At 73.3% G+C, this 25604-nt stretch carries 25 protein-coding genes; 9 read left to right on the top strand and 16 right to left on the bottom strand.

Annotated features, from left to right (window positions below; all coding sequences use genetic code 11):
* Window positions 1-27 precede the first annotated feature (27 nt).
* On the top strand, window positions 28-747 hold the full coding sequence (locus ABZ877_RS33970) for a 3-keto-5-aminohexanoate cleavage protein (protein ID WP_361079407.1): 720 nt from the start codon (window positions 28-30) through the stop codon (window positions 745-747).
* A 28-nt stretch (window positions 748-775) separates the two neighbouring features.
* Here the strand turns inward: ABZ877_RS33970 and soxR are convergent, their stop codons facing one another.
* Window positions 776-1240, bottom strand: coding sequence for a redox-sensitive transcriptional activator SoxR (gene soxR, locus ABZ877_RS33965; RefSeq protein WP_361079405.1), 465 nt, complete (start codon window positions 1238-1240; stop codon window positions 776-778).
* A 93-nt stretch (window positions 1241-1333) separates the two neighbouring features.
* Here soxR and ABZ877_RS33960 point away from each other — a divergent pair, with 93 nt between their 5' ends.
* Window positions 1334-1795 carry a MaoC family dehydratase gene (locus ABZ877_RS33960; protein ID WP_361079403.1) on the top strand — a complete coding sequence of 154 codons (462 nt, stop codon included), beginning with the start codon at window positions 1334-1336 and terminating at the stop codon, window positions 1793-1795.
* A 1-nt stretch (window position 1796) separates the two neighbouring features.
* Here ABZ877_RS33960 and ABZ877_RS33955 read toward each other — a convergent pair whose 3' ends face one another.
* From ABZ877_RS33955 to ABZ877_RS33935, 5 genes are all read right to left on the bottom strand, one after another.
* Window positions 1797-2429, bottom strand: coding sequence for a TetR/AcrR family transcriptional regulator (locus tag ABZ877_RS33955; protein ID WP_361079401.1), 633 nt, complete (start codon window positions 2427-2429; stop codon window positions 1797-1799).
* Between the two features lie 85 nt (window positions 2430-2514).
* Window positions 2515-2805, bottom strand: a complete 291-nt coding sequence (locus ABZ877_RS33950; protein WP_361079399.1) for a YiaA/YiaB family inner membrane protein — start codon at window positions 2803-2805, stop codon at window positions 2515-2517.
* 97 nt (window positions 2806-2902) lie between these two features.
* Window positions 2903-3322, bottom strand: coding sequence for a hypothetical protein (locus ABZ877_RS33945; RefSeq protein ID WP_361079397.1), 420 nt, complete (start codon window positions 3320-3322; stop codon window positions 2903-2905).
* Window positions 3323-3331: 9 nt separating this feature from the next.
* Window positions 3332-5569, bottom strand: coding sequence for an ATP-binding protein (locus tag ABZ877_RS33940; protein ID WP_361079395.1), 2238 nt, complete (start codon window positions 5567-5569; stop codon window positions 3332-3334).
* Between the two features lie 87 nt (window positions 5570-5656).
* A complete protein-coding gene (locus tag ABZ877_RS33935) occupies window positions 5657-6808 on the bottom strand; it encodes an acyl-CoA dehydrogenase family protein (RefSeq protein ID WP_361079393.1) in 1152 nt (383 codons plus the stop codon).
* Window positions 6809-6875: 67 nt separating this feature from the next.
* On the opposite strand from ABZ877_RS33935, the gene ABZ877_RS33930 reads away from it, so the two are divergent.
* Window positions 6876-7526 (top strand): TetR/AcrR family transcriptional regulator, encoded by a 651-nt coding sequence (locus tag ABZ877_RS33930; protein WP_361079391.1) that lies wholly within the window; start codon window positions 6876-6878, stop codon window positions 7524-7526.
* Window positions 7527-7568: 42 nt separating this feature from the next.
* Window positions 7569-8279: a winged helix-turn-helix domain-containing protein gene (locus ABZ877_RS33925; RefSeq protein WP_361079389.1), complete on the top strand. Its 711-nt coding sequence runs from the start codon at window positions 7569-7571 to the stop codon at window positions 8277-8279.
* A gap of 499 nt (window positions 8280-8778) precedes the next feature.
* On the opposite strand, the gene ABZ877_RS33920 is transcribed toward ABZ877_RS33925, so the two are convergent.
* From ABZ877_RS33920 to ABZ877_RS33890, 7 genes are all read right to left on the bottom strand, one after another.
* The gene (locus ABZ877_RS33920) at window positions 8779-9870 is read right to left on the bottom strand and encodes a Zn-dependent alcohol dehydrogenase (RefSeq protein ID WP_361079387.1); all 1092 of its coding nucleotides are present in this window, start codon (window positions 9868-9870) and stop codon (window positions 8779-8781) included.
* 61 nt (window positions 9871-9931) lie between these two features.
* Entirely contained in the window at window positions 9932-11320 is a 1389-nt protein-coding gene (locus ABZ877_RS33915; protein WP_361079385.1) for an aldehyde dehydrogenase family protein, read from the bottom strand.
* Window positions 11317-12588 carry an MFS transporter gene (locus tag ABZ877_RS33910; RefSeq protein WP_361079384.1) on the bottom strand — a complete coding sequence of 424 codons (1272 nt, stop codon included), beginning with the start codon at window positions 12586-12588 and terminating at the stop codon, window positions 11317-11319. Before ABZ877_RS33910 ends, ABZ877_RS33915 begins: the two co-directional genes overlap by 4 nt.
* A 4-nt stretch (window positions 12589-12592) precedes the next feature.
* Window positions 12593-13999, bottom strand: coding sequence for a CitMHS family transporter (locus tag ABZ877_RS33905; protein WP_361079383.1), 1407 nt, complete (start codon window positions 13997-13999; stop codon window positions 12593-12595).
* A 142-nt stretch (window positions 14000-14141) separates the two neighbouring features.
* Window positions 14142-16355 carry a molybdopterin oxidoreductase family protein gene (locus ABZ877_RS33900; RefSeq protein WP_361079381.1) on the bottom strand — a complete coding sequence of 738 codons (2214 nt, stop codon included), beginning with the start codon at window positions 16353-16355 and terminating at the stop codon, window positions 14142-14144.
* Between the two features lie 210 nt (window positions 16356-16565).
* Window positions 16566-17183: a TetR/AcrR family transcriptional regulator gene (locus ABZ877_RS33895; RefSeq protein ID WP_361079504.1), complete on the bottom strand. Its 618-nt coding sequence runs from the start codon at window positions 17181-17183 to the stop codon at window positions 16566-16568.
* Window positions 17180-17716, bottom strand: coding sequence for a hypothetical protein (locus ABZ877_RS33890; protein ID WP_361079380.1), 537 nt, complete (start codon window positions 17714-17716; stop codon window positions 17180-17182). The genes ABZ877_RS33895 and ABZ877_RS33890 overlap by 4 nt, the downstream gene beginning before the upstream one ends.
* A 158-nt stretch (window positions 17717-17874) precedes the next feature.
* Here ABZ877_RS33890 and hmgA point away from each other — a divergent pair, with 158 nt between their 5' ends.
* The 3 genes from hmgA (at window position 17875) to ABZ877_RS33875 (ending at window position 21508) form a co-directional block, all read left to right on the top strand.
* Window positions 17875-19197: a homogentisate 1,2-dioxygenase gene (hmgA, locus tag ABZ877_RS33885; RefSeq protein WP_361079378.1), complete on the top strand. Its 1323-nt coding sequence runs from the start codon at window positions 17875-17877 to the stop codon at window positions 19195-19197.
* 324 nt (window positions 19198-19521) lie between these two features.
* Window positions 19522-20271 (top strand): GntR family transcriptional regulator, encoded by a 750-nt coding sequence (locus tag ABZ877_RS33880; RefSeq protein ID WP_361079377.1) that lies wholly within the window; start codon window positions 19522-19524, stop codon window positions 20269-20271.
* Between the two features lie 22 nt (window positions 20272-20293).
* On the top strand, window positions 20294-21508 hold the full coding sequence (locus tag ABZ877_RS33875) for a type ISP restriction/modification enzyme (RefSeq protein ID WP_361079375.1): 1215 nt from the start codon (window positions 20294-20296) through the stop codon (window positions 21506-21508).
* A 102-nt stretch (window positions 21509-21610) separates the two neighbouring features.
* Here the strand turns inward: ABZ877_RS33875 and ABZ877_RS33870 are convergent, their stop codons facing one another.
* Window positions 21611-22321 carry a TetR/AcrR family transcriptional regulator gene (locus tag ABZ877_RS33870; RefSeq protein ID WP_361079373.1) on the bottom strand — a complete coding sequence of 237 codons (711 nt, stop codon included), beginning with the start codon at window positions 22319-22321 and terminating at the stop codon, window positions 21611-21613.
* Between the two features lie 63 nt (window positions 22322-22384).
* Here ABZ877_RS33870 and ABZ877_RS33865 point away from each other — a divergent pair, with 63 nt between their 5' ends.
* Window positions 22385-23371, top strand: coding sequence for an ATP-binding cassette domain-containing protein (locus ABZ877_RS33865; RefSeq protein ID WP_361079372.1), 987 nt, complete (start codon window positions 22385-22387; stop codon window positions 23369-23371).
* Window positions 23368-24153: an ABC transporter permease gene (locus tag ABZ877_RS33860; RefSeq protein ID WP_361079370.1), complete on the top strand. Its 786-nt coding sequence runs from the start codon at window positions 23368-23370 to the stop codon at window positions 24151-24153. Before ABZ877_RS33865 ends, ABZ877_RS33860 begins: the two co-directional genes overlap by 4 nt.
* A gap of 178 nt (window positions 24154-24331) precedes the next feature.
* On the opposite strand, the gene ABZ877_RS33855 is transcribed toward ABZ877_RS33860, so the two are convergent.
* Both ABZ877_RS33855 and sigK read right to left on the bottom strand, forming a co-directional pair.
* The gene (locus tag ABZ877_RS33855; protein WP_361079368.1) at window positions 24332-24601 is read right to left on the bottom strand and encodes a hypothetical protein; all 270 of its coding nucleotides are present in this window, start codon (window positions 24599-24601) and stop codon (window positions 24332-24334) included.
* A 328-nt stretch (window positions 24602-24929) separates the two neighbouring features.
* On the bottom strand, window positions 24930-25487 hold the full coding sequence (gene sigK / locus ABZ877_RS33850; RefSeq protein WP_361079366.1) for an ECF RNA polymerase sigma factor SigK: 558 nt from the start codon (window positions 25485-25487) through the stop codon (window positions 24930-24932).
* Window positions 25488-25604 lie beyond the last annotated feature (117 nt).

The following is a 25604-nucleotide window of genomic DNA, read 5'->3' as shown; positions in this document are numbered from 1 at the left end:
GCCGGTCGCTGCTGGCACCATCGCTTCATGGTGTTCGTACAGGTGTGTCTGAACGGTGCGCGTGGGGCGAGCGACGGAGCGGCGGTGCCGCTCTCGCCCGGGGCGCTGGCCGAGGCCGCCGCGGCGGCGGTCGCGGCCGGCGCATCGGATGTGCATGTTCACCCCAAGTCCCCCTGTGGACAAGACACGTTGGCGCCACGTTCGGTTGCGGCGACCCTGGAGGCGATCCGCGCGCGGGTTTCCGTACCGGTCGGGGTGACGACGGGCGCGTGGGCCGAGCCCGACCCCGCGGCGCGGGTGGCGCGGATCCGCTCGTGGACGACGCTGCCGGACCACGCCTCCGTGAACTGGCACGAGGAGGGGGCGGAGGAGGTCGCCGCCGCGCTCCTCGAACGGGGCGTCGGGGTCGAGGCCGGGATCTGGTCGGGGACGGACGCGGCGGAACGGTTCGCCGCGTCGCCGCTCGGGCCGCGGGTGCTGCGGGTGCTCGCCGAGGTGACCGAGCGGGACGCCGGGGCCGCCGAGTCGGCCGCCCGGTCCTTGCTGGACGCTCTCGGCCCGGCACACGGGCGGCCCGTGCTGCTGCACGGGGAGGAGGGCGGGGCGTGGCCCGTGCTGCGGCTGGCCCTGCGGTCGGGGCTGGCCACCCGGGTGGGTCTCGAGGACGTGCTGCTCCTGCCGGACGGGTCGCGGGCCCCGGGCAACGCGGAGCTCGTCGAGGCCGCTCTGCGCCGCCCGGCCGCGTAGGCGCCCGCCCGGTCGCCCCGCGCGGGGCCTAGCTGTCGCGGCGCTCCTTCATCAGGCGGGAGCCCGTCTGCCGGGTGCCGAAGACGTCGTCCGGGTTGGACAGGACACAGGTCTCCATCGAGAGGCAGCCGCAGCCGATGCAGTCGGTGAGGTGATCGCGGAGGCGGCCCAGCTGCGTGATCCGCTCGTCCAGTTCGCCGCGCCACGCCTCCGACAGGCGTGCCCAGTCCTCCCGGTTCGGGGTGCGCTCCTCGGGGAGTTCGGCGAGGGCGTCGCGGATCGTGGCCAGCGGGATGCCGACGCGCTGCGCGGCGCGGATGAAGGCGACCCGGCGCAGGGTGTCACGGGTGTAGCGGCGCTGGTTGCCCGGGGTGCGGCGGCTGCTGATCAGCCCTTTGGACTCGTAGAAGTGCAGGGCGGAGACGGCGGCCCCGCTGCGCGCGGAGAGCTGGCCGACGGTGAGCTCGTGGATCTTCTCCGGAATCTGTGGCACCCCGCCGAGCCTAGTCGCCGGGCGGGGGACGTTGTTAGCATGCCCGGAGAGCTGAGCAAGCGCTTAGACACGGGAGCCGGGAGGTCACTGGAGATGGCGGAACCGCGGGTTTTCAAGGATGCCGACGAGCTGAGGGCCGCGGTCGGCGAGCAACTGGGCCACACCGACTGGGTCACCGTCGAGCAGGAGCGGATCGACCGGTTCGCCGAGGCGACCGGTGACCACCAGTGGATCCACGTCGACCCGGAGCGCGCCAAGGAGGGCCCGTTCGGCACGACCATCGCGCACGGCTATCTGACCCTGTCGCTGCTGCCGCTGTTCGGCCCGCAGCTGATCTCCGTCGAGGGCGTGAAGATGGGCGTCAACTACGGGACCAACAAGGTGCGCTTCCCCGCCCCCGTGCCGGTCGGCTCGCGGCTGCGGGCGACGGCGAGGATCACGTCCGTGGAGGACGTGCCGGGCGGGGTGCAGGTGTCCGTCGCGTTCACCGTGGAGCGCGAGGGCGGCGAGAAGCCGGTCTGCGTCGCGGAGTCGGTCTCCCGCTACTACTTCTGAGCTACTTCCGGGCCCCCACCATGCGCAGCACGAGGTCGGCGTAGAGCGCGCCGACCTCGTCGGGCGTCCTGCGGCCCTCCGTGTTGAACCAGCGGGCCACGTCGATGCAGAGGGAGAGCACCGCGAGGGTGGTGCCGGGCACGTCGGGGACGTCGAACTCGCCCGCCTCGACGCCGTCGGTGATGATCTCGCGCACGGCGGCGTCGCTGCGGCGGCGCAGGGCGACGATGGCGGGGCGGTGCTCCTCGCCGAGCGAGTCCAGCTCGTACTGGACGACGCGGGCGGTCGTGTGGTGCCCGGCGTGCCAGCGGACGAAGGAGCGGACCGCCTCGGTGAGCCGCTCGGTGGCGCTGCCCCCGCCGTCGGCCGCGCGGCGCAGGATCATCAGCGCCTTCTCGTGGCCGATGGTGCTGATGCGCAGGAGCAGCTCCTCCTTGGTCTTGTAGTGGATGTAGAGCGCGGCCGGGCTCATCCCGGCCCGGCTCGCGATGTCCCGGGTCGTGGTGGCGTGGTAGCCGCGCTCGGCGAACGCCTCGACGGCCGCGAGGAGCAGCCGCCTGGCCGCGTCGGGGGTGACCTCGGCCCACGGCACCTCTTCGACGGCCTGGTCCAGGGCCCGCTCGTCCTGCGTCATCGGTCCGCTCACATCCTCCCGGGTACGTGCGCCCACACCATACCTCCCGGGGTGAGCGGGCGCTTAGCGCGCAGGGGCGGACGGATCAGGCGACGGGCTTGAACGGGTCGTGGTCGGCGAGGATCTTCTCCAGGCGCGCCTGGTCGACCCGGCTCACGATCTGGTCGGCCTCCTGGCGGTCCCGGACCACCTTGGCCAGGGTGAAGGCCGACGTCGTCAGGTACAGGACCGAGATGGCGAGGAAGGCGCGGATCCAGCCGCTCGCGTCGAGGCGGTAGATCCCGACGGAGACGGCGGTGAGCGCGAGGGCGAAGGACGCGATGGCCTGTCCGTAGAAGGCGGCGGTGTTCTGCTGCTTGACCGGTGTCTCACTCATGCCGCACAGCATGGCCGGGGTGTGGCCGCCGCCACATCCGCTCCGCTACTCACCGCCGCCCGGCGCCGCCTAGGTAGGTACTCAGACGACCGTGCGATCAGGTGCTCTCGCCGCCGAAGCGGCGGCGGAACTCGTCCGCGAGGGTGCCGCCCGCGGCCTCGACCAGCCGGCCGACGATCGGGTGGACCACCAGGGCGGTGACCGCGCCGGCCAGGGACGGCAGGTGGCGACCGAACCAGCGGCGCACGTACTCCATCGTGGACAGGTCGGGCTCGAGCGCCGTCGCGGACTCCTCCAGTTCGTCGAGGAGTTCACCGGCCCGCTCGGGGGCGTCCGCCGGGAGCGCCGCGCGTACGCGGGCGAACTCGGCGCGCAGCTCGGCGAGTTCCCGCTCGGTGACGGGTGCGGCGGAGGCCGGTGAGTCGATCCGGCTGACGGTGTTGTCGCGGCCGACGACCACTTGGCCGGAGACGTCGTGCGTGCGGATGTCGTAGCGGTCGCCCGGGGTGTGCGGCATGAGGTCTCCTCAGCTGATGGTGGGTTCGGGTGGTGGTGGCGCGGGCGAGGTGTCCGTCGGCGACGGCTCGACGGGGGACGACGGGTCGACGGGCGTCGACGGCACCGACACGCCGGTCCCGGTCACCGTCAGCGTGACGTCCTGCGCGCCGTCGTCGGCGGGGATCACGACCCGGGTGCTGTAGCCGCCCGGTTTCGAGGGCCGGAAGGTCACCTGGAACTCACAGGTGCCGCCCTGTCCCGAGGCGGGCGGGCAGGAGGTCAGCGCGGCGCTCCAGTTGCCCGGGTCGTCGGCCCGCAGGGCGTCCTCGTTGTCGCATTCCAGCCACGAGAAGCTCTCGGTCTCGGTCTTCTGCTCGCCGACGGTCACGGCGCCGAAGTCCTGACTGCCGAGCGCGACGGGAGGACACGAGCCGTCCGAGCCGGTGGGCCGCCCGGGGACGACCGGCGGCGTCGAGGGTGGCGTGCTGGTGCGGGGAGCGGAAAGGCTGGGGCTCGGCTCCGGGGCCGACGTGGGCGGGTCGCTCGGGAGCAGGTCGCTCGGGATCGCGGGCGGAGTGGACGCCACGACGGCCGGCCCGCTGTCGCTGCCCGCCAGGTGCACGGCCGCGACCACCCCGCTCGCCGCCAGCGCCATCGCGCCGACCCCCGCCGCGACCGGATGCGCCGAGACCGTGCTGTGCAGCGACCGGTGCGCGGCGCGGGCGCCCCGCGCGCCCGCTGAGCCGGGCGTGAGCGCTGGGCCGTGCCCCGGTACACCGCCGGGTGGTCCGGGCGGCGGCGGCGCGGGTCCCGGTGGGCCGCCCGGGGGCGGGGCGCCCGCGCCGAGTCCGCCGCCGCCCTGCACCGCCGCGTACCCGGCGCCGCCGCCACCGCCGCCCGCGCCCATGGCCGCCCCGCCCAGGGCGAGACGCCGCTTCTGCGCCTCGTGACGGAAGTACGACTCGCTCGCGGCGTCCCCCAGCGTGTGCGCCGCCGTCCTGCCGTGCTCGATGACGCGCCGCCACGCGCCCCAGCGCAGGGACAGCGCGAGGAGCGGGGCGGCGGCGCGGGCGAGGTCCCGGGCCGTCGTGTGGTCCTCGCGCCAGACCGCCGCCGCGAGGACCCGCCCGGTCACCGCCGCCGCCGCGCCCGCCTCGCGCCGGGTGGCGCGGAGCCGCAGCCACTGGATCAGCGGGGGCGCCAGCCGCGCGGCGTCACCCGTGGCCCCCGCCTGCCGCGCGACGAGCGCGGCGAACCGCCCGCAGGAGCGGAAGCCCTCGCCGTCGGCCTCGACCAGGCGCAGGGCCGTCAGCTCCGCCACCGCCGACCGGTCGGGCCGCGCCCCGAACACCTCCAGGAGCACCGTGGGCACGGGCAGCGGATCGAGCGCGCTGAGCAGCCGCAGGAGGCCGACGGAGGCCGGGGAGAGCCGGGCCGCTACGCCGACGGCCAGGGCGTTCTCGTCGATCCGGAAGGCCGTGGGCGGCGGCCACGCGTCCCGGGCCGCCGCGTTCAGGGCCGCGGCCGTCTGCACCAGGGTCTGCGGATGTCCCTGGACGGTGGCGATCAGGCGCCGGGCCGCGTCCGCCTCCGGGCCCCGCGGCGTGCGCCCCAGCTCCCGTACGAGCAGGGCGAACGCGTCGTCGGCCGGGAGTCCCTCCAGGCGCATGGGCCTGCCGTCGAAGCCGGCGGTCCACTCGGCGGAGGCGGTCAGCAGTGCGCAGCCGCCCGTCATGTCCCGCAGGAGGGCCAGGTCCTCGGAGGTGGCGGTGAGGTCGTCGACGACGAGCAGGACCCGCAGCGCGCCCAGCAGGCGGCGCAGGGCGGCCGGTTCGGGCTTGTAGCCGTCGAACTCGCGGCCGCTCTCGGTCTCGTAGCAGGTGTGGAACAGCTCCTGGAGGAGATCCTCCAGCGGCGTGCCCGTCGCGGTCAGCCGGACGACGGGGTCGCCGCGGGCCGCGCGGTCGGCGGCGAACCGGTGCAGCAGCGCGCTCTTGCCGATGCCCGGCGGGCCGAAGACCTGGACCGCTCTCCCGCCGGCCAGCCAGCGCCCGATCGCCGCGAGTTCGGCGTCCCGGCCGATGAGCGCGGCCTGCCGGGGCTGCGGCGCACCGAGGGGGAACGGGCGCGGCCTGACGCGCGGCGGCCCCTCGGCGCGGTACGAGACCTGCGCGCCGTCCCGGGCGCTGATGACGACGTTGCGGTCCCCGACGACGACCTGCCCGCTGACGTCCCCGCGCAGGTTGATCCGGCTCATGTCACTCATGGGCTCGCCTCTCCCCCGTCAGCCCATACCAGCGGTGTACGCCTGATCCGGGACCTTCTCAAGGGGGCGGGCGTCGTCAGTGTGTCCTCAGAAGGCGGAGACCCCCGTCAGGGCGCGGCCGATGATCAGCTTCTGGATCTGGCTCGTGCCCTCGTACAGGGTCATGACGCGGGCGTCGCGGAGCAACTTGCCGACCGGGTACTCGTCGATGTAGCCGTAGCCGCCGAAGACCTGGAGGGCGTTGTTGGCGGAGCGGACGGCGGCCTCGGACGCGAACAGCTTCGCCTTCGAGGCGGCGGTGGCGAAGTCCTCGCCCCGGTCGATGAGGTCGGCGACGCGCCAGGTGAGCAGGCGGGCCGCGTCCACGTCCACGGCGATGTCGCTGATCAGCTCCTGCACGAGCTGGTACGAGGCGATGGGCTTGCCGAACTGCTCGCGCTCGCCCGCGTAGCCGACCGCCGCGTCGAGGGCGGCCTGGGCGATGCCGACGCAGCCCGCGGCGACCGACATCCGGCCCTTGGCCAGGGCGGACATGGCGATCGAGAAGCCCTTGCCCTCGGGGCCGAGCAGCGCGGTGGCGGGGACGCGGACGTCCTCAAGGACCAGTTCGGCCGTGGCCTGCCCGCGCAGGCCGAGCTTGCCGTGGATGGTGCGGCGGGTCAGACCGGGGGTGTCGGTGGGTATGAGGAAGGCGGAGACGCCCTTGTGTCCCGGGGCGTCGGTGGAGCGCGCGAAGAGAAGCACCACGTCGGCCCAGGTGCCGTTGGTGATGAACATCTTGGAGCCGCTGATCACGTAGTCGTCGCCGTCACGGACCGCACGCGTCGACAGATTGCCCGCGTCGGAGCCGGTGCCGGGCTCGGTGAGGCCGAAGCAGCCGAGCGCGTCGCCCGCGGTGAGCCGGGGCAGCCAGTGCCGCTTCTGCTCCTCGCTCCCGTACGACTGGATCGTCTTGGTGACCAGTCCCAGGGAGACCGAGACGATGCCGCGCACGGAGGAGTCGCCGCGCCCCAGCTCCTCGGTGACCAGGCAGTACGCGAGGTGGTCGCCGCCCGAGCCGCCGTACTCCTCGTCGATGGTCAGGCCGAGGAAGCCGACCTCGCCGAGCTTCTTCACGATCCCGCGGTCGACTTCCTCGGCGCGGTCCCAGGCCACCACGTGCGGCGCGATCTCACGGTCCACGAAGTCCTTGGCGAGCCGACGGACCGCCGTCTGCTCCTCGCTCAGCTCCAGATGCACGGACGACTCCCAGGTGACCTTTAATTAGCACTGCTAGTTTTACAGGGACAGCCCTACTATGTGCCGCATGGCCCGACCGCGCAAGCCCCTCCTGAGCACCGACCGCATCGTGGACGCGGCCCGCGCCCTCGTCGACGCCGAAGGGCTCGCGGCCGTCTCGACGCGGCGGCTCGCCGCCGAGCTCGGGGTGAGCGGGCCCTCCCTCTACAACCACTTCCGCACCAAGGACCAGATCCTGGAGGCGGTCGCCGACTCCGTCAGCGCCCAGGTCGACCTGTCGATGTTCGACGCGGACGATCCGCGCGGGTGGCGCGATGCGCTGCACGACTGGGCCGTCTCCTACCGGGCCGCGCTGCGCGAGCACCCCAACATCGTGCCCGTGCTCGCCCAGGGCCCCGGCCGGCGGCCCGCCGGACTCCGCCTCGCCGACGCGGTGTTCGGGGCGATGGTCGATGCCGGGTGGCCGCCCGCGCAGGCCACGTCCATCGGGGCGCTCATGCGGTACTTCGTGATGGGGTCGGCGCTCGGCTCGTTCGCCGGAGGGTTCGTCGACGACGAGACGGCGTACGACCCCGCCGACTACCCCCACCTCGGGCAGGCGCACCTCCTCGCCGAGCACCAGGACGTCGTGGACGACCGGGCCTTCGAGACGGGGCTCACCGCGCTGCTCGACGGGCTCGGGGTGCAGTACGAAGCCGTCGTCGCCGCCGCGCGCTGACACTTCGGCCCGCGCCGAACCGTTCCGGCGCATCCTTGGGGCATGGCTTCCACGACAGAACCCGGCGCGGCGCGGGTCGCCGCGCTGGCCACGCTCATCGCCGACGAGACACGGGCCGCGATGCTGCTCGCGCTGCTGGACGGCAGGGCGTGGACCGCCGGTGAGCTGGCCCGGCACGCGGGCGTCGCCGCGTCCACGGCCAGCGAGCACCTGGGCAAGCTGGTCTCCGGCGGGCTCCTGGCCGAGGAACGGCAAGGCAGGCACCGCTACCTCCGGCTCGCCGACGCGGGCGCCGCGCAGCTCGTCGAGGGGTTCGCGGCGTACGCCGTGCCCGGCGGGGGTGAGCGGCCCCCTACGCTCCGGGCGTCCTCGGCGCGGGACGCGATGGCGCGGGGCCGGACCTGCTACGACCATCTGGCCGGGCGGTTGGGGATCGCGGTGACGGAGGGGCTCGCGGGGCGGGGGTTCCTGCGGGTCGAGACGGGGTTCTCGCTGACGGAGGCGGGGGTTTGCTGGTTCCGGGGGCTCGGGGAGCCGGGGGTTCTTGGAAAGGGCCGGCGGCCGCTCGCGCGTGGCTGCCTGGACTGGACCGAGCGGAGGCTTCATCTGGCCGGGGTCGCGGGGGCGGTGCTTTGTCGCCGGGCGCTTGCGTCCGGGTGGGTCGAGCGGATCGGGTCGGAGCGGGCGGTTCGGGTGACCGGGGTGGGGGCGGAGTTCTTCTCGGCGGAACTCGGGGTGACCGGGGTGCGCTGACTGGGGGCCGGTCCCGCCTTCTCGTCTGCCGGGTTGATCTTTCGATGGCGAGTGCGGGTCCGTCGTGGCTGGTCGCGCAGTTCCCCGCGCCCCTGAAGGCATGCGGCTTCGCCGCGCCTTCAGAACCACGGGTGGCGCCCTGGAGGCGCGGCGAAGCCGCAGCCTTCCAGGGGCGCCGGGCTGAAGGCGCGGCCTTCCGAAGTGGCCAGGTTGAAGGCGCGGCCTTCCAAAGTGGCCGGTTGAAGGCGCGGCCTTCCAAAGTGGCCCGGTTGAAGGCGCGGCGGAGCCGCAGCCTTTCAGGGGCGCGGGGAACTGCGCGACCAGCCACCACCACACCCGCACCCGGCAACGCGACAACACACGGCAGACGCCCGCCCGGGGCATCGCGGCGCAGCCGCATGCCTCAGGGGCGCGGGGAACTGCGCGACCAGCCACGACGCACCCGCACCCGGACCCGGACCCGCATCCAGCGGACGCCCACCCCCGCGCCCCGGTCCCCTCAGCTCCCGGCAAAAACGACAAGCGCTCGGCCGCCCTTGCCGGCCCGCATGTTGTCGAACGCCGTCGGAATGTCGTCCAGGGCGATGTGTTCCGTCACCATCGAGGCCAGATTCAAGCGCCCCGCACGGATGTGCCCCGCCAGGACCGGCAGGTCGGCCGCCGGGTCCGAGTTGCCGTAGACGCAGCCCGCGAGGGTGCGGCCCCAGTGGAAGATCTCCAGGGCGTTGAAGGTGACCTGCTGGTCCTTGCCGCCGATGCCGACGACGGTGGTACGGCCACCGCGCCGGGTGGATTCCCAGGCCGTACGGATGGTGATGGCGCGTCCGACACACTCCACGGCGACATCGACCCCCTGCTTGCCGGTGAGGGCGCGGATCTCGCGGGCCGTATCGTCCGAGGCGACGACGTACTCCGTGGCACCCGCCTCCCGCGCCAGCGCCTCCTTCTCCGGCGACACATCCACCGCGATGATCTTCGACGCACCCGCGATCCGCGCCGCCTGGAGCGTGGCGAGACCGACCCCGCCGACGCCGAACACCGCGACACTCTCCCCCTCGCGCACCCGCGCCGAGTGGTGGACGGCGCCGTACCCGGTGAGGACGGCGCAGCCGAGGAGGGCGGCGTCGGTGAGGGGGACGCCCTCGGGTGCGGGCAGGAGGCAGTTCGCGGCGACGACGGTCTCCTCGGCGAACGCGGCGACGTTAAGACCGGGGTGGAGGTCGGTGCCGTCGGAGGCGCGGCGGGCGTAGACGTTCCCGGCGCCCGCCAGCGCGTTGGCGCACAGCCAGACCTCACCGAGCGAGCACGCGTGGCAACTGCCGCACGAGGGCGCCCAGTTGAGGACGACCTCGGCGCCGGGCGCCACATGGGTGACGCCTTCGCCGACCGCCACGACGGTGCCGGCGCCTTCGTGGCCGAGGACGGCGGGGACCGGTACGCGCATCGTGCCGTTGCTCAGCGACAGGTCGGAGTGGCAGACCCCGGCGGCGGCGAGCTTGACGCGGACCTGGCCGGGGCCCGGCGCGGGCAGGTCGATGTCGGTGATCTCCAGCGGGGAGCCGACGGCGGGCAGGACAGCGGCGCGGACCATGAAGAGATCGATCTCCTTCGGGACGGAAGCGACAGGGCTGAGGCGGCGGAACCGCGAAGGGTCAGAACTGGAGCGACTTCGTCTGGAGGTACTCCGCCAGACCGTGCGGGCCGAGCTCCCGGCCCACGCCCGACTGCTTGTACCCGCCGAACGGGGCGAGCGGGTTGAACCGGCCGCCGTTGATGTCGACCTGTCCGGTGTCCATGCGCCGCGCGAAGGCGACCGCTTCTTCCTCGTCACCGGCCCAGACGGCGCCCGCGAGCCCGTAGACGGTGCCGTTGGCGATCCGTACGGCGTCGTCCTCGTCCTCGTAGCGGATGATCGAGACGACGGGGCCGAAGATCTCCTCCTGGGCGATGGCCATGTCGGGGGTGACGTCGGCGAAGACGGTGGGCTGGACGTAGTAGCCCTGCTCGCGCGGTGGTTCGGCGCCGCCCGCGACGAGGCGGGCGCCCTGCTCGACGCCCTTCTCGATGTACCCGCGCACGCGCGCCTGCTGCTTGGCGTTGACGAGCGGGCCGATGCGGTCGCCGTACTTGGCGGCGGCGGCCGCGGCCAGCTCCACGGCCTCGTCGTACTGGGAGGTGTGGACGAGCATGCGGGTCCAGGCGCTGCACGTCTGGCCGGAGTTGCCCATGACGTTGGCGACGCCGACGTTGACGGCCTTGGCGAGGTCGGCGGAGGGCAGGATGACGTTGGCGGACTTGCCGCCGAGTTCGAGGGCGACGCGCTTGACGGCGGCGCCCGCCGTCGCGCCGATCTGGCGGCCGACCGCCGTGGAGCCGGTGAAGGAGACGAGGTCGACGTCGGCGTGTTCGGCGAGGGCCTGGCCCGCGACCGCGCCGACGCCGGTGACGAGGTTGAAGACGCCCGCCGGGATGCCCGCCTCGTCCACCGCCTCCGCGAACAGCTGCGCGGTCAGCGGGGTGTCCTCGGCGGGCTTGAGGACGACGGTGCAGCCCGCGGCGAGTGCCGGGGCGACCTTGGCGACGATCTGGTGGAGCGGGTAGTTCCAGGGCGTGATGGCGCCGACGACACCGACCGGCTCGGAGTAGACCGTGGAGTTGCCGATCTTCTCCTCGAACGGGTGGGTGGCGGCCAGCTCCGCGTACGAGCCCGCGACCAGGACGGGGACGCCCGCGTGCACCGTCTGCGAGAACTTCAGCGGGGCGCCCAGCTCGGCGGTGACCGTCTCGGCGATCTCGTCCTTGCGGGCGGCGAGCACGTCGCGCAGGGCGGCGAGCTTCGCGGCGCGCTCGGCGGGCGGGGTCGCGGCCCAGGCGGGGAAGGCGGTGCGGGCGGCGCGCACGGCGGCGTCCACGTCCTCGGCGGTGCCCGCGGGTACGTGCCCGATGACCTGCTCGTCGGCCGGGTTGACGACGGCGATGGTGTCCCCGCCCGCGGCGGCCCGCCACTCGCCGCCGATGTACATGCCGTCGTGGGCCTTCATGGGCTCTCCTTCTGCTGCGCGCTCTGGTTCTGGCTCTGGTTCCGGCTCCTCGGGGCACCCAAACTAGCGCTGTTAGTTTTCCGGCGCCAGAGACGCTTGTCACCTCCCCCCGTTCCCCTCGCGCCAAGCCCGGCCGCGATCAGCAGCAGCCCGCCCAGCATCACGAACGGCGCCGCCGTACCGACCAGGCCCGCGACCAGTCCGGCCGTCGCGGGCGCCGCGACCTGCCCCAGGCGGTTGCCGGTCAGACGCAGGGCCAGGGCGGTCGAACGGGCGTCGGGCGGCGCCGCCTGCACCACCGTCGTCATCGACAGCGGCTGACCGACCCCGAGGCAGAAGCCCAGCAGGAGCAGCATCGCGCCGAGCGCCCAGACGGGGACCGGGAGCGCGATGCCCGCGCACAGCACGGCGGCGAGCAGGCAGGTCGTCGCGATCAGGGCGGTCCGGCCGAGCCAGTCGATGAGCGGCGTCATCACGAGCCGGCACGCGATCGTGGCGCCCGCGCGCAGGCTCAGCAGCACGCCGACGACGGACGGGGCGATGCCCCGGTGCTCGCCGACCACGGGCAGGTAGGCGGTGAGGATGTCGGTCGCGGAGAGCACGGCGAGGCTGATGAAGATGCCGCCGGGGACCCCGCGCGTACGCAGGATGCGGTGGACGGGGACCGGCGAGGCGCCTTCCCGCGCCTTGGTCTCCGTACGCCGGTGCTCGATCCGCCACAGGGAGGTGAGCGCGAGCGCGCAGCCGGCCGCCGCGACGAGCAGGGCTAGCGCGCTGGTGCCCGCGAGGTCCGGGCCGCCGATGAGAGCGCCCGCCGCGACCGGTCCGACGAGCTGGCCGAGGGACGCCCCGATGGTGAAGTGGCCGAAGTTGCGGTCCTGTTCGTGCGGGGCGGACTGGCGGGCCACGATCGACTGGGCGCCGATGACGAAGCAGAGGTGGCCGAGGCCCATCACCCCGCTCCACGCGGCCATCGCCACCAGGGAGTGCGCGAGGCCGCTGAGCGCGCAGCCGCCCGAGATCAGGACGACGCCGACCGGCAGCAGCGGGGCGCAGCGGCCGTGGTCCGTGCGGCGGCCGAGCGGGACGGCGGCGAACAGCGGGAGCAGGGCGTAGACACCGGCGATGACGCCGACGGCCCGTTCGTCGGCGCCGAGCGCGAGGGCCCGGTAGGAGACGGCGGGCCGCGCCATCGACACCGCCGCCTGCGCGCAGCTGAAGGCGATGACGAGGCGCAGCAGCCAGGCCCGGCTCGGGGTCCCGCTCATCGGCTCACACGATCCCGAAGAGCAGGCCCGCGCCGAGGATGACGAGCGCGGTCAGCGCGGCCCATTTCACGGTGAACTTGGTGTGGTCGCCGAACTCGACCTTCGCCATGCCGACGAGCACGTAGACGGCGGGCACCAGCGGGCTCGACATGTGCAGCGGCTGGCCGACGAGGGAGGCGCGGGCGATCTCCAGGGTGGAGACGCCGTGCGCGTTCCCGGCCTCGGCGAGGACCGGCACGATGCCGAAGTAGAAGCCGTCGTTCGACATGAAGTAGGTGAAGGGGATCGACAGCACGCCCGTGACCAGGGCCATGTGCGGGCCCATCCAGTCGGGGATGCCGCTCACGACCCACTTCGCCATGTGGTCGACCATGCCGGTGCCCTGGAGGACGCCGGTGAAGACGGCGGCGGCGAAGACCATCCCGGCGACGTTGAGGACGTTCTCCGCGTGCGCGCCGATGCGGGCCTTCTGGTCCGGCATGTGCGGGAAGTTGACGGTGAGCGCGAGCGCGGCGCCGAGCAGGAACAGGACCGGGATGGGCAGCAGCTCCATGATCATCGCGGTGAGCAGGGCGACGGTGAGGAGCGCGTTGAACCAGTACAGCCTGGGGCGCAGGGTGGGGCGGTGCGGGTCGAGTCCGGCGAAGGTCTCGCCGTCCTCGTTCTCGTACGCGGGCGCGGCGTGGTCACCGCCGCCGCCCGCGACCCCCGGGCCGCCGGTACCGGCACCCGCGCCGACCAGGACCTTCTCGTCGGCGGTCTCCGTCACGGCCTCGGTGACGGGCTCCAGGGAGAGGTGGCCGAGCCGCTTGCGCTCGCGGCGCCCGAGGACGTAGGCGAGGAGGAGGACGGCGACCATGCCGACGGCGAGCGCCGGGATCATCGGGACGAAGATGTCGCTCGCGTCGACCTTGAGGGCGGTGGCGGCGCGGGCCGTCGGGCCGCCCCAGGGCAGGGTGTTCATGACGCCGTTGGCGGTGGCGGCGACGCCGGTCATCACGATGAGGCTCATCTTCAGGCGCTTGTAGAGCGGGTACATCGCCGAAACGGTGATCATGAAGGTGGTGGAGCCGTCGCCGTCCAGGGAGACGATCGCGGCGAGCACGGCGGTGCCGACGACGATGCGCACGGGGTCGGCCTTCGCGAACCGCAGGATGGCCCGCACGATCGGGTCGAAGAGGCCGACGTCGATCATCACGCCGAAGTAGACGATCGCGAACATCAGCATCGCGGCGGTGGGCGCGAGGTCGCCGATGCCCGCGATGACGTAGTCGCCGAGGTGCGCGCCCTTGCCCACGAGGACGCAGAACAGCGCGGGGATGAGGACGAGCGCCGCGATCGGCGACACCTTCTTCGCCATGATCAGCACCAGGAAGGTGGCGATCATGGCGAAGCCGAGGATGGTCAGCATGGAGTGGAGTCCCTACGTTCGCCGTTGAACTACCGCCCGGGGGTCGGCGGTCAGCGCGACGTTAGGGGTGTGACGAACGCGTTAACAAGATGTTGACACGTGAGCAATAAGCGCAAAACTCCAGGTCACGGTCGCGCGAGGGTCATACGGGTGTCGGTGCGGCGGCCTCGATCTCCACGGGTACGGCGTTGAGCACGGCGGTGCCGGAGAGCGGGTCGAGGAGGCTGCCGTCGAGCAGTTGGTTGACGTTCACGCCGGGGTCCTGGGCCGCGACCCCGAGCCGGGTCCCCGGCCGGTCGTGGCCCCAGCCGTGCGGCAGGCTGACGACTCCGGGCCGCACGGTGTCGGTGACCTCGACGGGTGCCACGACCTCACCGCCCGCCGCCCGTACGCGCGCGGGCGTGCCGTCGTGCAGCCCGAGCCTGGCCGCGTCGTCGGGGTGGACGTGGAGGGTGCAGCGGTTGGAGCCGCCGACGAGGGCGGGGATGTTGTGCATCCAGCTGTTGTTGGACCGCAGATGGCGCCGTCCTACGAGGACGAGCCCGTCGTCCGTGTCATCGAGCGCCCGGCGCAGGCGCGGCAGGTCGTCCGCGATCGGCTGCGGCAGGAGTTCGATACGGCCGCTGCGGGTCTTGAGGAGGCCGGGCAGGCGCGGCTCCAGCGGGCCGAGGTCGATGCCGTGGGGGTGGGCGAGCAGGTCGTCGAGGGTGAGGTCGTACGGGCCGAGGCGCAGCATCATGTCGAGGCGGCGCTCGGGGCCGGTGTCGCCGGTCAGTTCGCGGGCGAGCTGTTCGGGGTCGGCGCCGAAGCACGGCGAGTGCGGGGTGGCGACGGCTTTGGTGAGCGCGGCGCGGATGACCATGTCGTCCACGGCGTCGGCGGGGGCGCCGTGCTGCCCGCTCACGGCGAGGACGAGCCGGGCGTGGAGGGTGCACTCGTCGGGCTGCCCGTCCGCCAGGGGGATGGCGGCGCGGGTGTAGCGGACCTGGTTGCGTACGGCGAAGGTGTTGAACGCGAAGTCGAAGTGGGCGCTGCGCGACGGCGGGGGCGGCGGGAGGACGACGTGCGCGTGGCGTGAGGTCTCGTTGAGGTACGGGTCGACGCTGACCATGAAGTCGAGCGAGTCGAGGGCCTTGTCGAGCCGGTCGCCGTCGGGTGCGGAGAGGACGGGATTGGCGGCGATGGCGACGACGGCGCGGATCGCGCCCTCGCCGGGGGTGTCGATCTCCTCGGCGAGCGCGGCGAGGGGCAGTTCGCCCTTGGCCTCGGGGTGTCCGGAGACGCGGCTGCGCCAGCGGCCGAGGGCGAAGCCCTTGCCGGGTCCGGCGGGGCGGGGCGCGGGGGCGGTGGCGGAGAGCGGGAAGAGGGCGCCGCCCGGCTGGTCGAGGTTGCCGGTGAGGACGTTGAGGACGTCGACGAGCCAACTGGCCTCGGTGCCGAAGGCGACGGTGCTGCTGCCGACCCGGCCGTAGACGGCGGCGGTGGGCGCGGCGGCCAGTTCACGGGCGAGGGCGCGAAGGGTGTCGGCGGAGACGTCGCAGCGGCCGGAGACGGCCTCGGGGCTGAAGTCCCGCAGCGCTTCGGCGAGTTCGCCGAGGCCCTGCACATGAGGGGCGAGGTGCGGTCCTACGTCGACGAGCTTCTCCTCGAACAGGACGTGCGCGAGGGCGGCGAGGAGCAGGGCGTCCGTGCCGGGCCGGATCGCCACGTGCCGGTCGGCGAGCTTGGCGGTGCGGGTGCGGCGCGGGTCGACGACGGTGAGGGTGCCGCCCCGGGCGCGCAGCGCCTTCAGCTTGCCGGGGAAGTCGGGGGCGGTGCACAGACTGCCGTTGGATTCGAGGGGGTTGGCGCCGAGGATCAGGAGGTGGTCGGTGCGGTCGAGGTCGGGCACCGGGATGGCGTTCGCGTCGCCGAAGAGCAGGCCGCTGGAGACGTGCTTGGGCATCTGGTCGACGGTGGAGGCGGTGAAGAGGTTGCGGGTGCGCAGGGTGCTGAGCAGGACGGGCGGGTAGAGGGCGCCGGCCATGGTGTGCACGTTGGGGTTGCCGAGGACGACACCGACGGCGTTCGGCCCGTGCGCCTCGATGAGCGGCCGCAGCCCGGCGGCGACGGCGTCGAACGCCTCGTCCCACGTGGCCTCTTGGAGCCGGCCGTCCTTGCGGACCAGGGGCCGGGTGAGCCGGTCGGGGTCCTCGTCGAGCGCGCCGAAGGAGGCGCCCTTCGGGCAGATGAACCCGGCGCTGAACACGTCGTCGCGATCGCCCCGGGCGCGGGTGACGCGGGTCCCCTCGATGGTGAGCGCCAGTCCGCACGTCGCTTCGCAGAGCGGGCAGATGCGCAGGGCGGTGCGGGGCATGGCGTCTCCCAGGGCGATCGCTAGGGCGGTGCATTGGTGCGCGGGCGGGTCGAGCATACCGAGCGGTATGGAGAAAAGGGAGGCGTCGCTCAAACAGGAGATTGCCCAGGGCCGATCAGCACCGATCAGGGCCGAAGTGGCGGGCACGACGGGCAGGACGGACGCGACGGATTGTGATCGTCGTGGCTGATGTGGCGGGTTGGTGCGCCTTTAGTCGAGTACCCGGGCCAGATACGCCCGCAGCAACTGTCTGATCTCCCCGATGATCCGCTCGTCGCCCGACGGGTCGAGTCGGAACGCGAGGCGGACCAGGGCGTCCGCGGACTCCACCGCGACGAGGAAGGTGCGGCGCAGGTCGGGGTCCGGGGTGCGGCCGAGGTGGGGGGCGAGGAGGTCGGTGAGGGTGTCGGCGACGCGGTGGTTGGGGTCGGCGTCGGGGTCGCCGACGGGGATCTGCGTCCCGAAGTCGACGAGGGAGAAGCCCGGGGCCGTGCGCTTCATGGCCAGGTACTCGTCGAGGAAGGCGTCCATGGCGCCGCGCCAGTCGTCCGCCGCGATGGCCCCGAGCCGCTCGGCGACGCGCTCGGCGTACCGCTCCAGGTTCCGCTCGGCCAGGGCGTCGACCATGGCCCGCTTGTTGCTGAAGAACCGGTAGACCGAGCCGATCGGCACATCGGCCCGCGTCGCGACGGCCCGGGTGCTCAACTCGTCGTAGCCCTGCTCGTCGAGGAGTTCGGCGCAGGCGTCGATGATCCGGCTCAGCCGCTCGGCGCTGCGCTGCTGGACGGGGGCGCGCCGCAGGGACGTGGGGTGGGGCATGGCGGTCAGCCTACGGTGCTCGCCCCCGGGGACGGTTCCGCGCCCGAGGCGGTGAGGTCGGCGGTGGCCTCGACCGGTTCGCCGTCGACCGCCCAGACCGTGTGGTCGTCGGCGTAGAGGCGGGCGGTGAGGTGGTGGGTGCCGCGGGCGAGCCGGGTGGGCGGCAGCCGGTAGGCGGTGGTGCGCAGGCTGGCGAGGGGGCGGCCGTCGAGGTAGAGCCGGGCGTAGCCCCGCCCGCGCACGGCGTCGGCGGGGCTGCCCTTCGGGGAACTCTCCGGGGTGAGGCGGAAGTTCCGTACGCGGATCCTGACGTCCCAGCCGCCCGCCCGCGCCTCGTCCGGCTGGACGACGACGCCGATCTCCGGAGCGTCCTCCTCGGGGACCTCCCGGTACGGCCTGCCCTCGTCGTCGGTGCGGTCGGTGCGGACCTCACCGGCCGTGCGGGTGCCGTCGTCATCGCTCCCGCACCCGGCGGCGGGCCCCGTCAGCACGGCGCACGTCAGACCGGCGACGGCTGCGCGCACCCACGGTGTCCTGAACATGACGGGGAGAGTAGAGCAACGCTCACCTTCGCGAATCCCTCTCGGGGAGGAGGTCCGGCCCGAGAGGGACCCGGTCGCCCCGTCCGGAAACGGCCTCTTGCGCGGGTGATCTCCGAATCCTACGGTTGAGCATAGGAATCAGGGACGAGGGAGCGAAGATGAGCGGGGACGCACGCAAGGCGGCCGAGGGCCTGGCCTATCTGTCCGGTTTCGGGAACGAGCACCAGTCGGAGGCGGTACCCGGCGCCCTGCCGCAGGGCCGCAACTCCCCCCAGCGCGCCCCGCTCGGCCTCTACGCCGAGCAGCTCAGCGGCACGGCCTTCACCGAACCCCGCGCGCACAACCGCCGTTCGTGGCTGTACCGCATCCGCCCGTCCGCCGCACACCCCGAGTTCACCCGCGTCGACAACGGCGCCGTGCGCACCGCCCCCTTCACCGAGGCCGTCCCCGACCCCAACCGGCGCCGCTGGAACCCGCTGCCCGAGCCCGCGCCCGGCACGGACTGGCTGTCCGGCCTGTGGACGCTCGGCGGCAACGGCGACGCGACGCAGCGCACCGGCATGGCCGTGCACCTCTACCACGCCAATTCCTCCATGACACGGCGGGTGTTCAGCGACGCCGACGGTGAACTCCTCATCGTGCCCGAGCGCGGCGGCCTCCTCCTGCGCACCGAGTTCGGCCTGCTCGCCGCCGGGCCGGGCGAGGTCGCGCTGATCCCGCGCGGGGTCCGCTTCCGCGTCGAGCTGCTGGACGACACCGCCCGCGGTTACGTGTGCGAGAACTACGGCGCCCCGTTCCGCCTCCCCGACCTCGGCCCCATCGGCGCCAACGGCCTCGCCAACGCGCGGGACTTCCGGGCGCCGGTCGCCGCGTACGAGGACGACGGGGACGGCACGGCCTCGGTCGAGGTCGTCAACAAGTTCTGCGGCAACCTCTGGAGCGCCACCTACGACCACTCCCCGCTCGACGTCGTCGCCTGGCACGGCAACCACGTCCCGTACGTGTACGACCTGCGGCGCTTCAACGTCCTCGGCACCATCTCCTACGACCACCCCGACCCGTCGATCTTCACGGTGCTCACGTCGCCGTCCGACACGCCCGGTCTCGCCGGGGTGGACTTCGTGGTGTTCGCGCCGCGCTGGCTGGTGGGCGAGGACACGTTCCGGCCGCCCTACTTCCACCGGAACGTCATGAGCGAGTACATGGGCCTGATCGAAGGCGCCTACGACGCGAAGGCCTCCGGCTTCCTGCCCGGTGGGGGGTCGCTGCACAACATGATGTCCGCGCACGGGCCCGACCGGGAGACGTTCGACAAGGCGAGCGCGGCGGAGCTCGTGCCTCAGCGGGTCGATGACGGGCTGGCGTTCATGTTCGAGACGCGGTGGCCCATCACGGCGACGGTGCAGGCTGCGCGGGCGGGGCACTTGCAGCGGGGCTATGACGAGGTGTGGCGCGGGCTCGAACGTCACTTCAGGGGGTAGGGGCGCGCCTTCTCGTCTGCCGGGTGCGGGGCGCTCGGCGGGTGCGGGTGCGTCGTGGCTGGTCGCGCAGTTCCCCGCGCCCCTGAAATGCGCACTCCGTGCGCCATTTCAAGGGGCTGCGGAAAAGCCGCGTGCTCCACGGGAAGGCGCGGCGAAGCCGCAAGCCTTCAGGGGCGCGGGGAACTGCGCGACCAGCCCCCACCGGGCGGGGGCCGCCCACGAGACAGTCACCCGGCACACGAAGCCGCCCACGGGACAGTCACCCGGCAGACGAAATCGCACCCCGCATTGCACAGCCCCGGCCCCGCCAGATACGGATAACCCGTGACGTCATTCGCCCCGGACTCGATCGTCCTGAACCGCAAGCTGCCTCTCTGGTACCAGGTGTCGCAGTCCTTGCGCGCCTCCATACTGGGCCGCACCCCGCAGGACCCACTGCGCCTGCCCACGGAGGAACAGCTCGCGGTGCACTACGGCGTCTCGGTCCTCACGATGCGCCAGGCGCTGAAGGAGCTGGAGGACGAGGGGCTGATCACGAGGCACCGCCGCCGCGGCACGTTCATCGAGCCGACGGCCCAGCAGGGCGCCCCCGTACGCCTGCTCGGCTCGGTGGACGCGATCGTGGCGCAGCAGTCGGGGATGGTGACGGAGATACTGGCGCACGGCACGGCCCCGGTCCCGGTGCAGTACGCCGGCCTGTTCCCGGGGACGGAGTCCGTGGCGACGTACCACCGCCTGCGCTGCGACGAGAAGACGGGCGAGCCGACGAACCACGCCCGCAACTACGTCAGACCGGACCTGGGCGGCCAGGTGGACGTGGCGGATCTGGCGCGCTGGCCGATGACGAAGGTGCTGCGTGACGTGGTCGGGGCCCGCATCAGCCGGATCACGGACTCGGTGGAGGCCCGCCTCGCGGACCCGGAGACGGCGCGGCTGCTGAAGGTGCCGTTGCTCAGCCCGATCCTGCACTACACGGGCATCACCTACGACGAGGAGGGCAGGGTCCTGGACGTGGTGGTCATCCACTACCGGGGCGACCGCTTCTCGTTCACGGTGACGCTGGACGCCCACTGACGGTGCGCGGAGGCCACGTACCATGCCGGGCGTGACGAACGACGGGCCGCTCACCGACGCCATGCCGCTCGCGGACCTCATGCCGTGGTCCGTGGCGCCCTTGCGCCTGGGCCGTTCCTGGCCGGTGGCGCCGGACGCGGCGTCGTTGAAGGCGCGCTGGGACGCGTTCGTCGCGGCCCCGCGCGAGCGGCGGGAGGCGCTGCTCCAGCCGTCCCGCGCCCGCACCCTGCACAGCGCCGCCGCCCAGCTCCCGCGTCAGCGCGCCGGGACGGAGCCGCTGGCGCGTGCGGAGGGGCCGTGCCCGGAGCCGGTGCGGATTCTGCACGGCCCGTTCGACGAGCAGTGGCTCATCCCCGACCAGCGCCTGATCGACGCGGCCCGCCCGGAGCTGTGGCGGGTGGCGGACGACCACCAGCTCTTCCTCGTCGAGCAGGGGTACGTGCCCGACGCGGGCGGCCCCGCGCTGCTCGCCAGTGCCGTCCTCCCCGAGGGCCGCTCCCCCGCGGGCCGCCCCGGCCGCATCCGCCCGCTGTACCGTCGCCCCGGCGCCACCGAACCCAACGTCGCCCCGGGCCTCCTCCCCCACCTCTCGGCCCTCTACGGCCACGAGGTGGGCCCCGAGCCCCTTCTGGCCTGGATTCTCGCGGCCGCCACCCGGGACGCGAAGGAGTGCCGGGTTCCGCTCCCCGTGGACCCGGAGGTCTGGGCGCGCGGTGTGGAGATCGGCCGCCGTGTGCTGTGGTTGCACCGGCGCGGGCAGGGCGCCGACCGGCCCAAGCTGCCGGGTGGCCGCCGCCCGTACGTCCGCGCTCCCCTGCCGCCCCGCCCCACGGAACTCCTCTACGACCGCGAGGAGGAGGCCCTGCTGATCGGCGACGGCCGCATCTCCCCGGTCCCGGCGGCGGCCTGGGACTTCCACGTCAGCGGCGTCCGCGTCCTGGAACAGTGGTTCATCCGCCGGACGGCCCCGGCGGAACAGGGCACGCTCACGGCCGTCCGGCCCGCGACCTGGCCCCAGCAGTGGACGTCGGAGCTCCTGGAACTGATCACGGTCCTGGCGCTCCTCGCCGAACTGGAACCGCTGCGACGCGAGTTGCGCGCGGACCTCGGCACACTGCTCGGCCCCTACGAACTCCGCCGAGCGGGAGTCCTCCCGGTCCCGGCGCCGGCCCGCCGCCCGGCAACCGTCCTGGACCAGCCGGAGGAGGGCCCAGGCGGCCAGTTCGCCTTCCTCTGAGAGGCCGCACGAAGTGCGCCTCTCAGAGGAAGGCGGGGAACGGCGCGAGCAACCACAATGGCGAGTCGTTCGCGCGACAACCGAAGGCCCCACCCCGGAGCGCTACCCGGCCACGAACCCCGCCAAGGTCCGCCGCAACGCCCGCTCGAACACCGCCTCCAGATCGATCGGCCCCGCATCCTCGCTGAACGCAGCCGCGAGCCGCGGATACCGCCCGGACGCCACCTGCCCGCCCAGATAGGCGATCCGCACCGCCTGCTCCTGCTCGGCGCTCCACGGCAGTGACCGCGTCCGCTCGACCCCGGCGATCTCGCTGGAGACGTAGGTGGTCACGACGCCCGTCACGGCGGCGATCAGCTCCATCTTCGTCCCGTAGGGAAGCTCCAGCGGGTCCAGGCACCGCAGGCAGTACTCCAGGTACGTCAGCGCGTTCGGGCTGAACCCGTACACCGGCGACATGAGCCGCGGCAGCCACGGATGCCGGTGCATGATCTGCCGCGTCTGCCGGGCCAGGGCCAGGACGTCCTCGCGCCAGTCCCCGCTCGGCTCCGGGTACGCGTACTCCGCGCTGACGGCGTCGACCATCAGCTCGTACAGGTCCTCCTTGCGCGGCACGTAGTTGTAGAGCGACATCGTGCCCATGCCCAGCTCACCGGCGATCTTGCGCATGGAGACCGCGTCGATGCCCTCCGCGTCGGCCACGCGCACGGCTGCCGCCGCGATGTCGTCCCTGCTGTGCGCGGGTCGGGGCCCGCGGCCGGTGCGCTCGGGGCGCGCCCAGATCACTTCGGGTACGGCCGGTCGGACCGCCATTGATCATCACCTCGCGCTCCATCGTAGTTACGTACGGCGTACGTAGTGGGGTACGGTGGCCCCATGACTTCTACGTACGCTGTACTTAGTGAGGGTCTGGAGAAACGGTTCGGGTCCGGGGAGAAGGCCGTGCACGCCGTGCGGGGGCTCGATCTGGCGGTGCGCGAGGGGACGGTGTGCGGTCTGCTCGGGCCGAACGGGGCGGGGAAGACGACCGCGGTCCGGCTGCTCACCACGCTGCTCCGCCCGGACGCGGGCACCGCGCGTGTCGCGGGGCACGACGTCGTGCGCGCCCCGGACGCCGTCCGCCGCGCCATCGGCGTCACCGGGCAGTACGCGTCGGTCGACGGGGATCTGACCGGGCGGGAGAACCTGCGCCTGTTCGCCCGGCTGCTGCGCGCGCCCCGGTCGCGGGCGGACGAGCTGATCGAGCGGTACGCGCTCGCCGAGGCCGCGGACCGGCCGGCGCGTACGTACTCGGGCGGTATGCGCCGCCGCCTCGACCTCGCGTCGAGCCTGATCACGCGGCCCGCCGTGCTCTTCCTCGACGAGCCGACGACCGGGCTGGACCCGCACAGCAGGAACGCGATCTGGGACGCGGTCCGCGCACTGGCCCGCGCGGGCACGACCGTCGTCCTGACCACGCAGTACCTGGAGGAGGCCGACCAGCTCGCCGACGAGATCGTCCTGATCGACGAGGGCCGCGCCGCCCACTCGGGCACCCCCGCCGCGTTGAAGGCGCGGATCGGGCACTACGCCGAGGTCGTCGTCCCGGACGACGCGGGCGAGCGGGCGCTGCACGCGGCGGCCGTCGTCCTCGACCAGCTCACCGGTGCCCGGCCCCGGCTCGACGCGGAGAACCGGACGGTCGGCGCGGTCGTCCTGGACCCGGCCGTCACGCTCCCCCGCGTCGTACGTGAACTCGACGCGTCCGGCGTGCCCTTGATGGACGCCACCCTGCGCCCGCCGACGCTCGACGAGGTGTTCCTGCGTCTGACGCGCACCGCCGGCACCCGCCAGGACCACGCGACCCGGGAGGCCGCCGCATGAGCACCGCGATCCTGTACGACGGCACGGCGATGCTCGGCCGCCACCTCCAGCGCGTCCGGCACGCTCCGGCGATCACGGTCATGACGCAGACGATGCCGATCGTGTTCCTGCTGTTCTTCGGGTACGTGTTCGGCAGTGCGCTCGCCATGCCGGGTACCGACTACCGCGCCTACCTCGTGCCCGGCATGCTCGTGGCGACGGCGGCGAACGGGATCATGACGGGGATGTTCACGGCGGCGCAGGACACGCACCGCGGCGTCATGGACCGGTTCCGTACGCTGCCCATGAGCCGGGGCGCCGTACCTCTCGGGCAGGCCGGTGCCGATCTGCTGACGACCGCGCTCGGTCTGGTGCCGCTGGTGCTCGTGGGGCTCGCGATGGGGTGGCGGATCGAGGGCGGGGCGGCGAAGGCGTCGGCGGCCTTCGGACTGCTGCTGCTGTTCCGGTTCGCCACGACCTGGGTCGGCATCCTGCTCGGGCTCGTCTCGCGGAGCGAGGAGGCGGCCGGGCAGTTGGGCAGCGCCACGTTCATGCTTCCGCTGCTGTCGAACGCGTACATCCCGACCGACGGGATGCCCGGCTGGGTGCGCACGCTCGCCGAGTGGAACCCGATCAGCGCGGTCTGCACGGCGATCCGTGACCTGTTCGGCAACGCGCCGGTGCCCGACGGCGCCTCCTGGCCGGTGGCGCACCCGGTCGCCGGATCACTCGGCTGGTGCGCGGCACTGCTGTTGCTGTGCGTGCCGCTCGCGGTCCGCCGCTGCGCGCGCGGCGACCGCTGAGCCGGTCAGCGGAGCGGGCGCCGAACGACGTACGCGGACATGGCGAAGGCCCGTACCTGCCTCCTTGCCGGGACGCCCGCCGCAAGCCGTGGGGATGACGGTCGCGAAGATGCGCAGCGGTACGCCGGACGGCGCGGAGGTCGGACACGGGCCCGAACCCTGCTGGACGGACGACCCGCTAGTGGCCGCCGAACAGCGTGCGGCGCAGGCGCCGCAGTGGTGCGAAGAGCGAGACCCGCCGCACCCGCGCGGCGCTGCCGCCGCGCCTGTGCGCGGTGTCACGCGCGGTCAGCTCACGCATCAGTGTCGTCGCCTCCGCCACCTCGACCTGGGGCACGGCGGGACCGCCGAGCACCGCGAGATGGCGGTCGAGACGCGAACTGGTCGCGCTGGATCCGCACGTGATCGCAGGCACACGCGGCCTGCTGCGCACTGTTATCTGTTCCATGTCACTCCCCACCCGTACGAGGGCACCCGGCCCGGGCAGGTTAACCCTATCGCCCCATCGGGACACTCGTGTATCCCGGCCGCACGATTCACCTACCCCGTAGGGAGGTTGACGACCCAAAGTCGATTACTCTCCGAATCTTACTGAATTCAGGGCGAGTTGGACAAGAGGGGCACTGGGCGGGCGTTCCGCGCCCGAGATCAGCCAGAGTTGGTGACCTTGTCGTGGGTGGGGCGGCGGGATCCGTGACGGGGATCGGGCGCGGCGGGAACGTGGGCGATCTCACGTGCCCCGGCCCGCTTTCTCGTCGAGCCGTCGAGCAGGGGGCTCACGCCGACGCCCCGTCCAGGCAGGCCCGCATCCGCAGGAGGGCGTCGCGCATCCGGGTCTTCACGGTGCCGAGCGGCACGGACAGGCGGCGGGCGACCTCGCGGTAGGTGTAGCCGTCGTAGTAGGCGAGGGTGACCGCCTGGCGCTGGAGGTCGGTGAGGCGGCCGAGGCAGCGGCGCACCCAGTCCCGTTCGAGGCCGCTCTCCACCGCCTCGGCGACCTGATCGAAGGCGGGCATGTCCGCGCGCCGGGCCACGCGCTGCTCGCGCTCCCCCGCGGCGCGGACGCTGCGCACCCGGTCGACGGCCCTGCGATGGGCCAGGGTCAGGACCCAGGAGAGGGCGCCGCCGCGCGCCGGGTCGTACCGGGCGGCGGTCCGCCACAGCTCAAGGAGGACCTCCTGGGCCACCTCCTCGGCCTGCGCGGGGTCGCGCAGAACGCGCCGCGCGAGACCGTAGACGGGCCCCGCCACCTTCTCGTACAGCTCCTCGAAGGCCCGTTCGTCCCCGCGTCCCACACGGGTGAGCAGTTCATCGGCGGCGTCCGTGACGTCCATTTAGTCCCCCCTCGCTCCCCTGCGCGCATTGTGCTGCCCCGAGGGGTTCGGAGACAGGGGTCCGCCCGGATGGGCCGCGCCCCTGGGGGGCCGCCCGGACGGGCGCCCCCCCAGGGG

Origin of the sequence: Streptomyces sp. NPDC046939 (genome assembly GCF_040644575.1) — a bacterium.
Lineage (GTDB): Bacteria > Actinomycetota > Actinomycetes > Streptomycetales > Streptomycetaceae > Streptomyces.
This window is presented reverse-complemented; position numbering and strand designations above follow the sequence as displayed.

Bases quoted from the DNA above. Each gene is read 5' to 3' on its own strand.
- ABZ877_RS33905 (WP_361079383.1), bottom strand. From the start codon at position 13,999: ATGCTGACCATCCTCGGCTTCGCCATGATCGCCACCTTCCTGGTGCTG.
- ABZ877_RS33960 (WP_361079403.1), top strand. From the start codon at position 1,334: ATGGCGGAACCGCGGGTTTTCAAGGATGCCGACGAGCTGAGGGCCGCG.
- ABZ877_RS33970 (WP_361079407.1), top strand. From the start codon at position 28: ATGGTGTTCGTACAGGTGTGTCTGAACGGTGCGCGTGGGGCGAGCGAC.
- ABZ877_RS33910 (WP_361079384.1), bottom strand. From the start codon at position 12,588: ATGAGCGGGACCCCGAGCCGGGCCTGGCTGCTGCGCCTCGTCATCGCC.
- hmgA (WP_361079378.1), top strand. From the start codon at position 17,875: ATGAGCGGGGACGCACGCAAGGCGGCCGAGGGCCTGGCCTATCTGTCC.
- ABZ877_RS33925 (WP_361079389.1), top strand. From the start codon at position 7,569: ATGGCTTCCACGACAGAACCCGGCGCGGCGCGGGTCGCCGCGCTGGCC.
- sigK (WP_361079366.1), bottom strand. From the start codon at position 25,487: ATGGACGTCACGGACGCCGCCGATGAACTGCTCACCCGTGTGGGACGC.
- ABZ877_RS33875 (WP_361079375.1), top strand. From the start codon at position 20,294: ATGCCGGGCGTGACGAACGACGGGCCGCTCACCGACGCCATGCCGCTC.
- ABZ877_RS33930 (WP_361079391.1), top strand. From the start codon at position 6,876: ATGGCCCGACCGCGCAAGCCCCTCCTGAGCACCGACCGCATCGTGGAC.
- ABZ877_RS33920 (WP_361079387.1), bottom strand. From the start codon at position 9,870: ATGGTCCGCGCCGCTGTCCTGCCCGCCGTCGGCTCCCCGCTGGAGATC.
- ABZ877_RS33890 (WP_361079380.1), bottom strand. From the start codon at position 17,716: ATGTTCAGGACACCGTGGGTGCGCGCAGCCGTCGCCGGTCTGACGTGC.
- ABZ877_RS33915 (WP_361079385.1), bottom strand. From the start codon at position 11,320: ATGAAGGCCCACGACGGCATGTACATCGGCGGCGAGTGGCGGGCCGCC.
- ABZ877_RS33865 (WP_361079372.1), top strand. From the start codon at position 22,385: ATGACTTCTACGTACGCTGTACTTAGTGAGGGTCTGGAGAAACGGTTC.
- ABZ877_RS33950 (WP_361079399.1), bottom strand. From the start codon at position 2,805: ATGAGTGAGACACCGGTCAAGCAGCAGAACACCGCCGCCTTCTACGGA.
- ABZ877_RS33945 (WP_361079397.1), bottom strand. From the start codon at position 3,322: ATGCCGCACACCCCGGGCGACCGCTACGACATCCGCACGCACGACGTC.
- ABZ877_RS33860 (WP_361079370.1), top strand. From the start codon at position 23,368: ATGAGCACCGCGATCCTGTACGACGGCACGGCGATGCTCGGCCGCCAC.
- ABZ877_RS33900 (WP_361079381.1), bottom strand. From the start codon at position 16,355: ATGCCCCGCACCGCCCTGCGCATCTGCCCGCTCTGCGAAGCGACGTGC.
- ABZ877_RS33940 (WP_361079395.1), bottom strand. From the start codon at position 5,569: ATGAGTGACATGAGCCGGATCAACCTGCGCGGGGACGTCAGCGGGCAG.
- ABZ877_RS33955 (WP_361079401.1), bottom strand. From the start codon at position 2,429: ATGACGCAGGACGAGCGGGCCCTGGACCAGGCCGTCGAAGAGGTGCCG.
- ABZ877_RS33870 (WP_361079373.1), bottom strand. From the start codon at position 22,321: ATGGCGGTCCGACCGGCCGTACCCGAAGTGATCTGGGCGCGCCCCGAG.
- ABZ877_RS33855 (WP_361079368.1), bottom strand. From the start codon at position 24,601: ATGGAACAGATAACAGTGCGCAGCAGGCCGCGTGTGCCTGCGATCACG.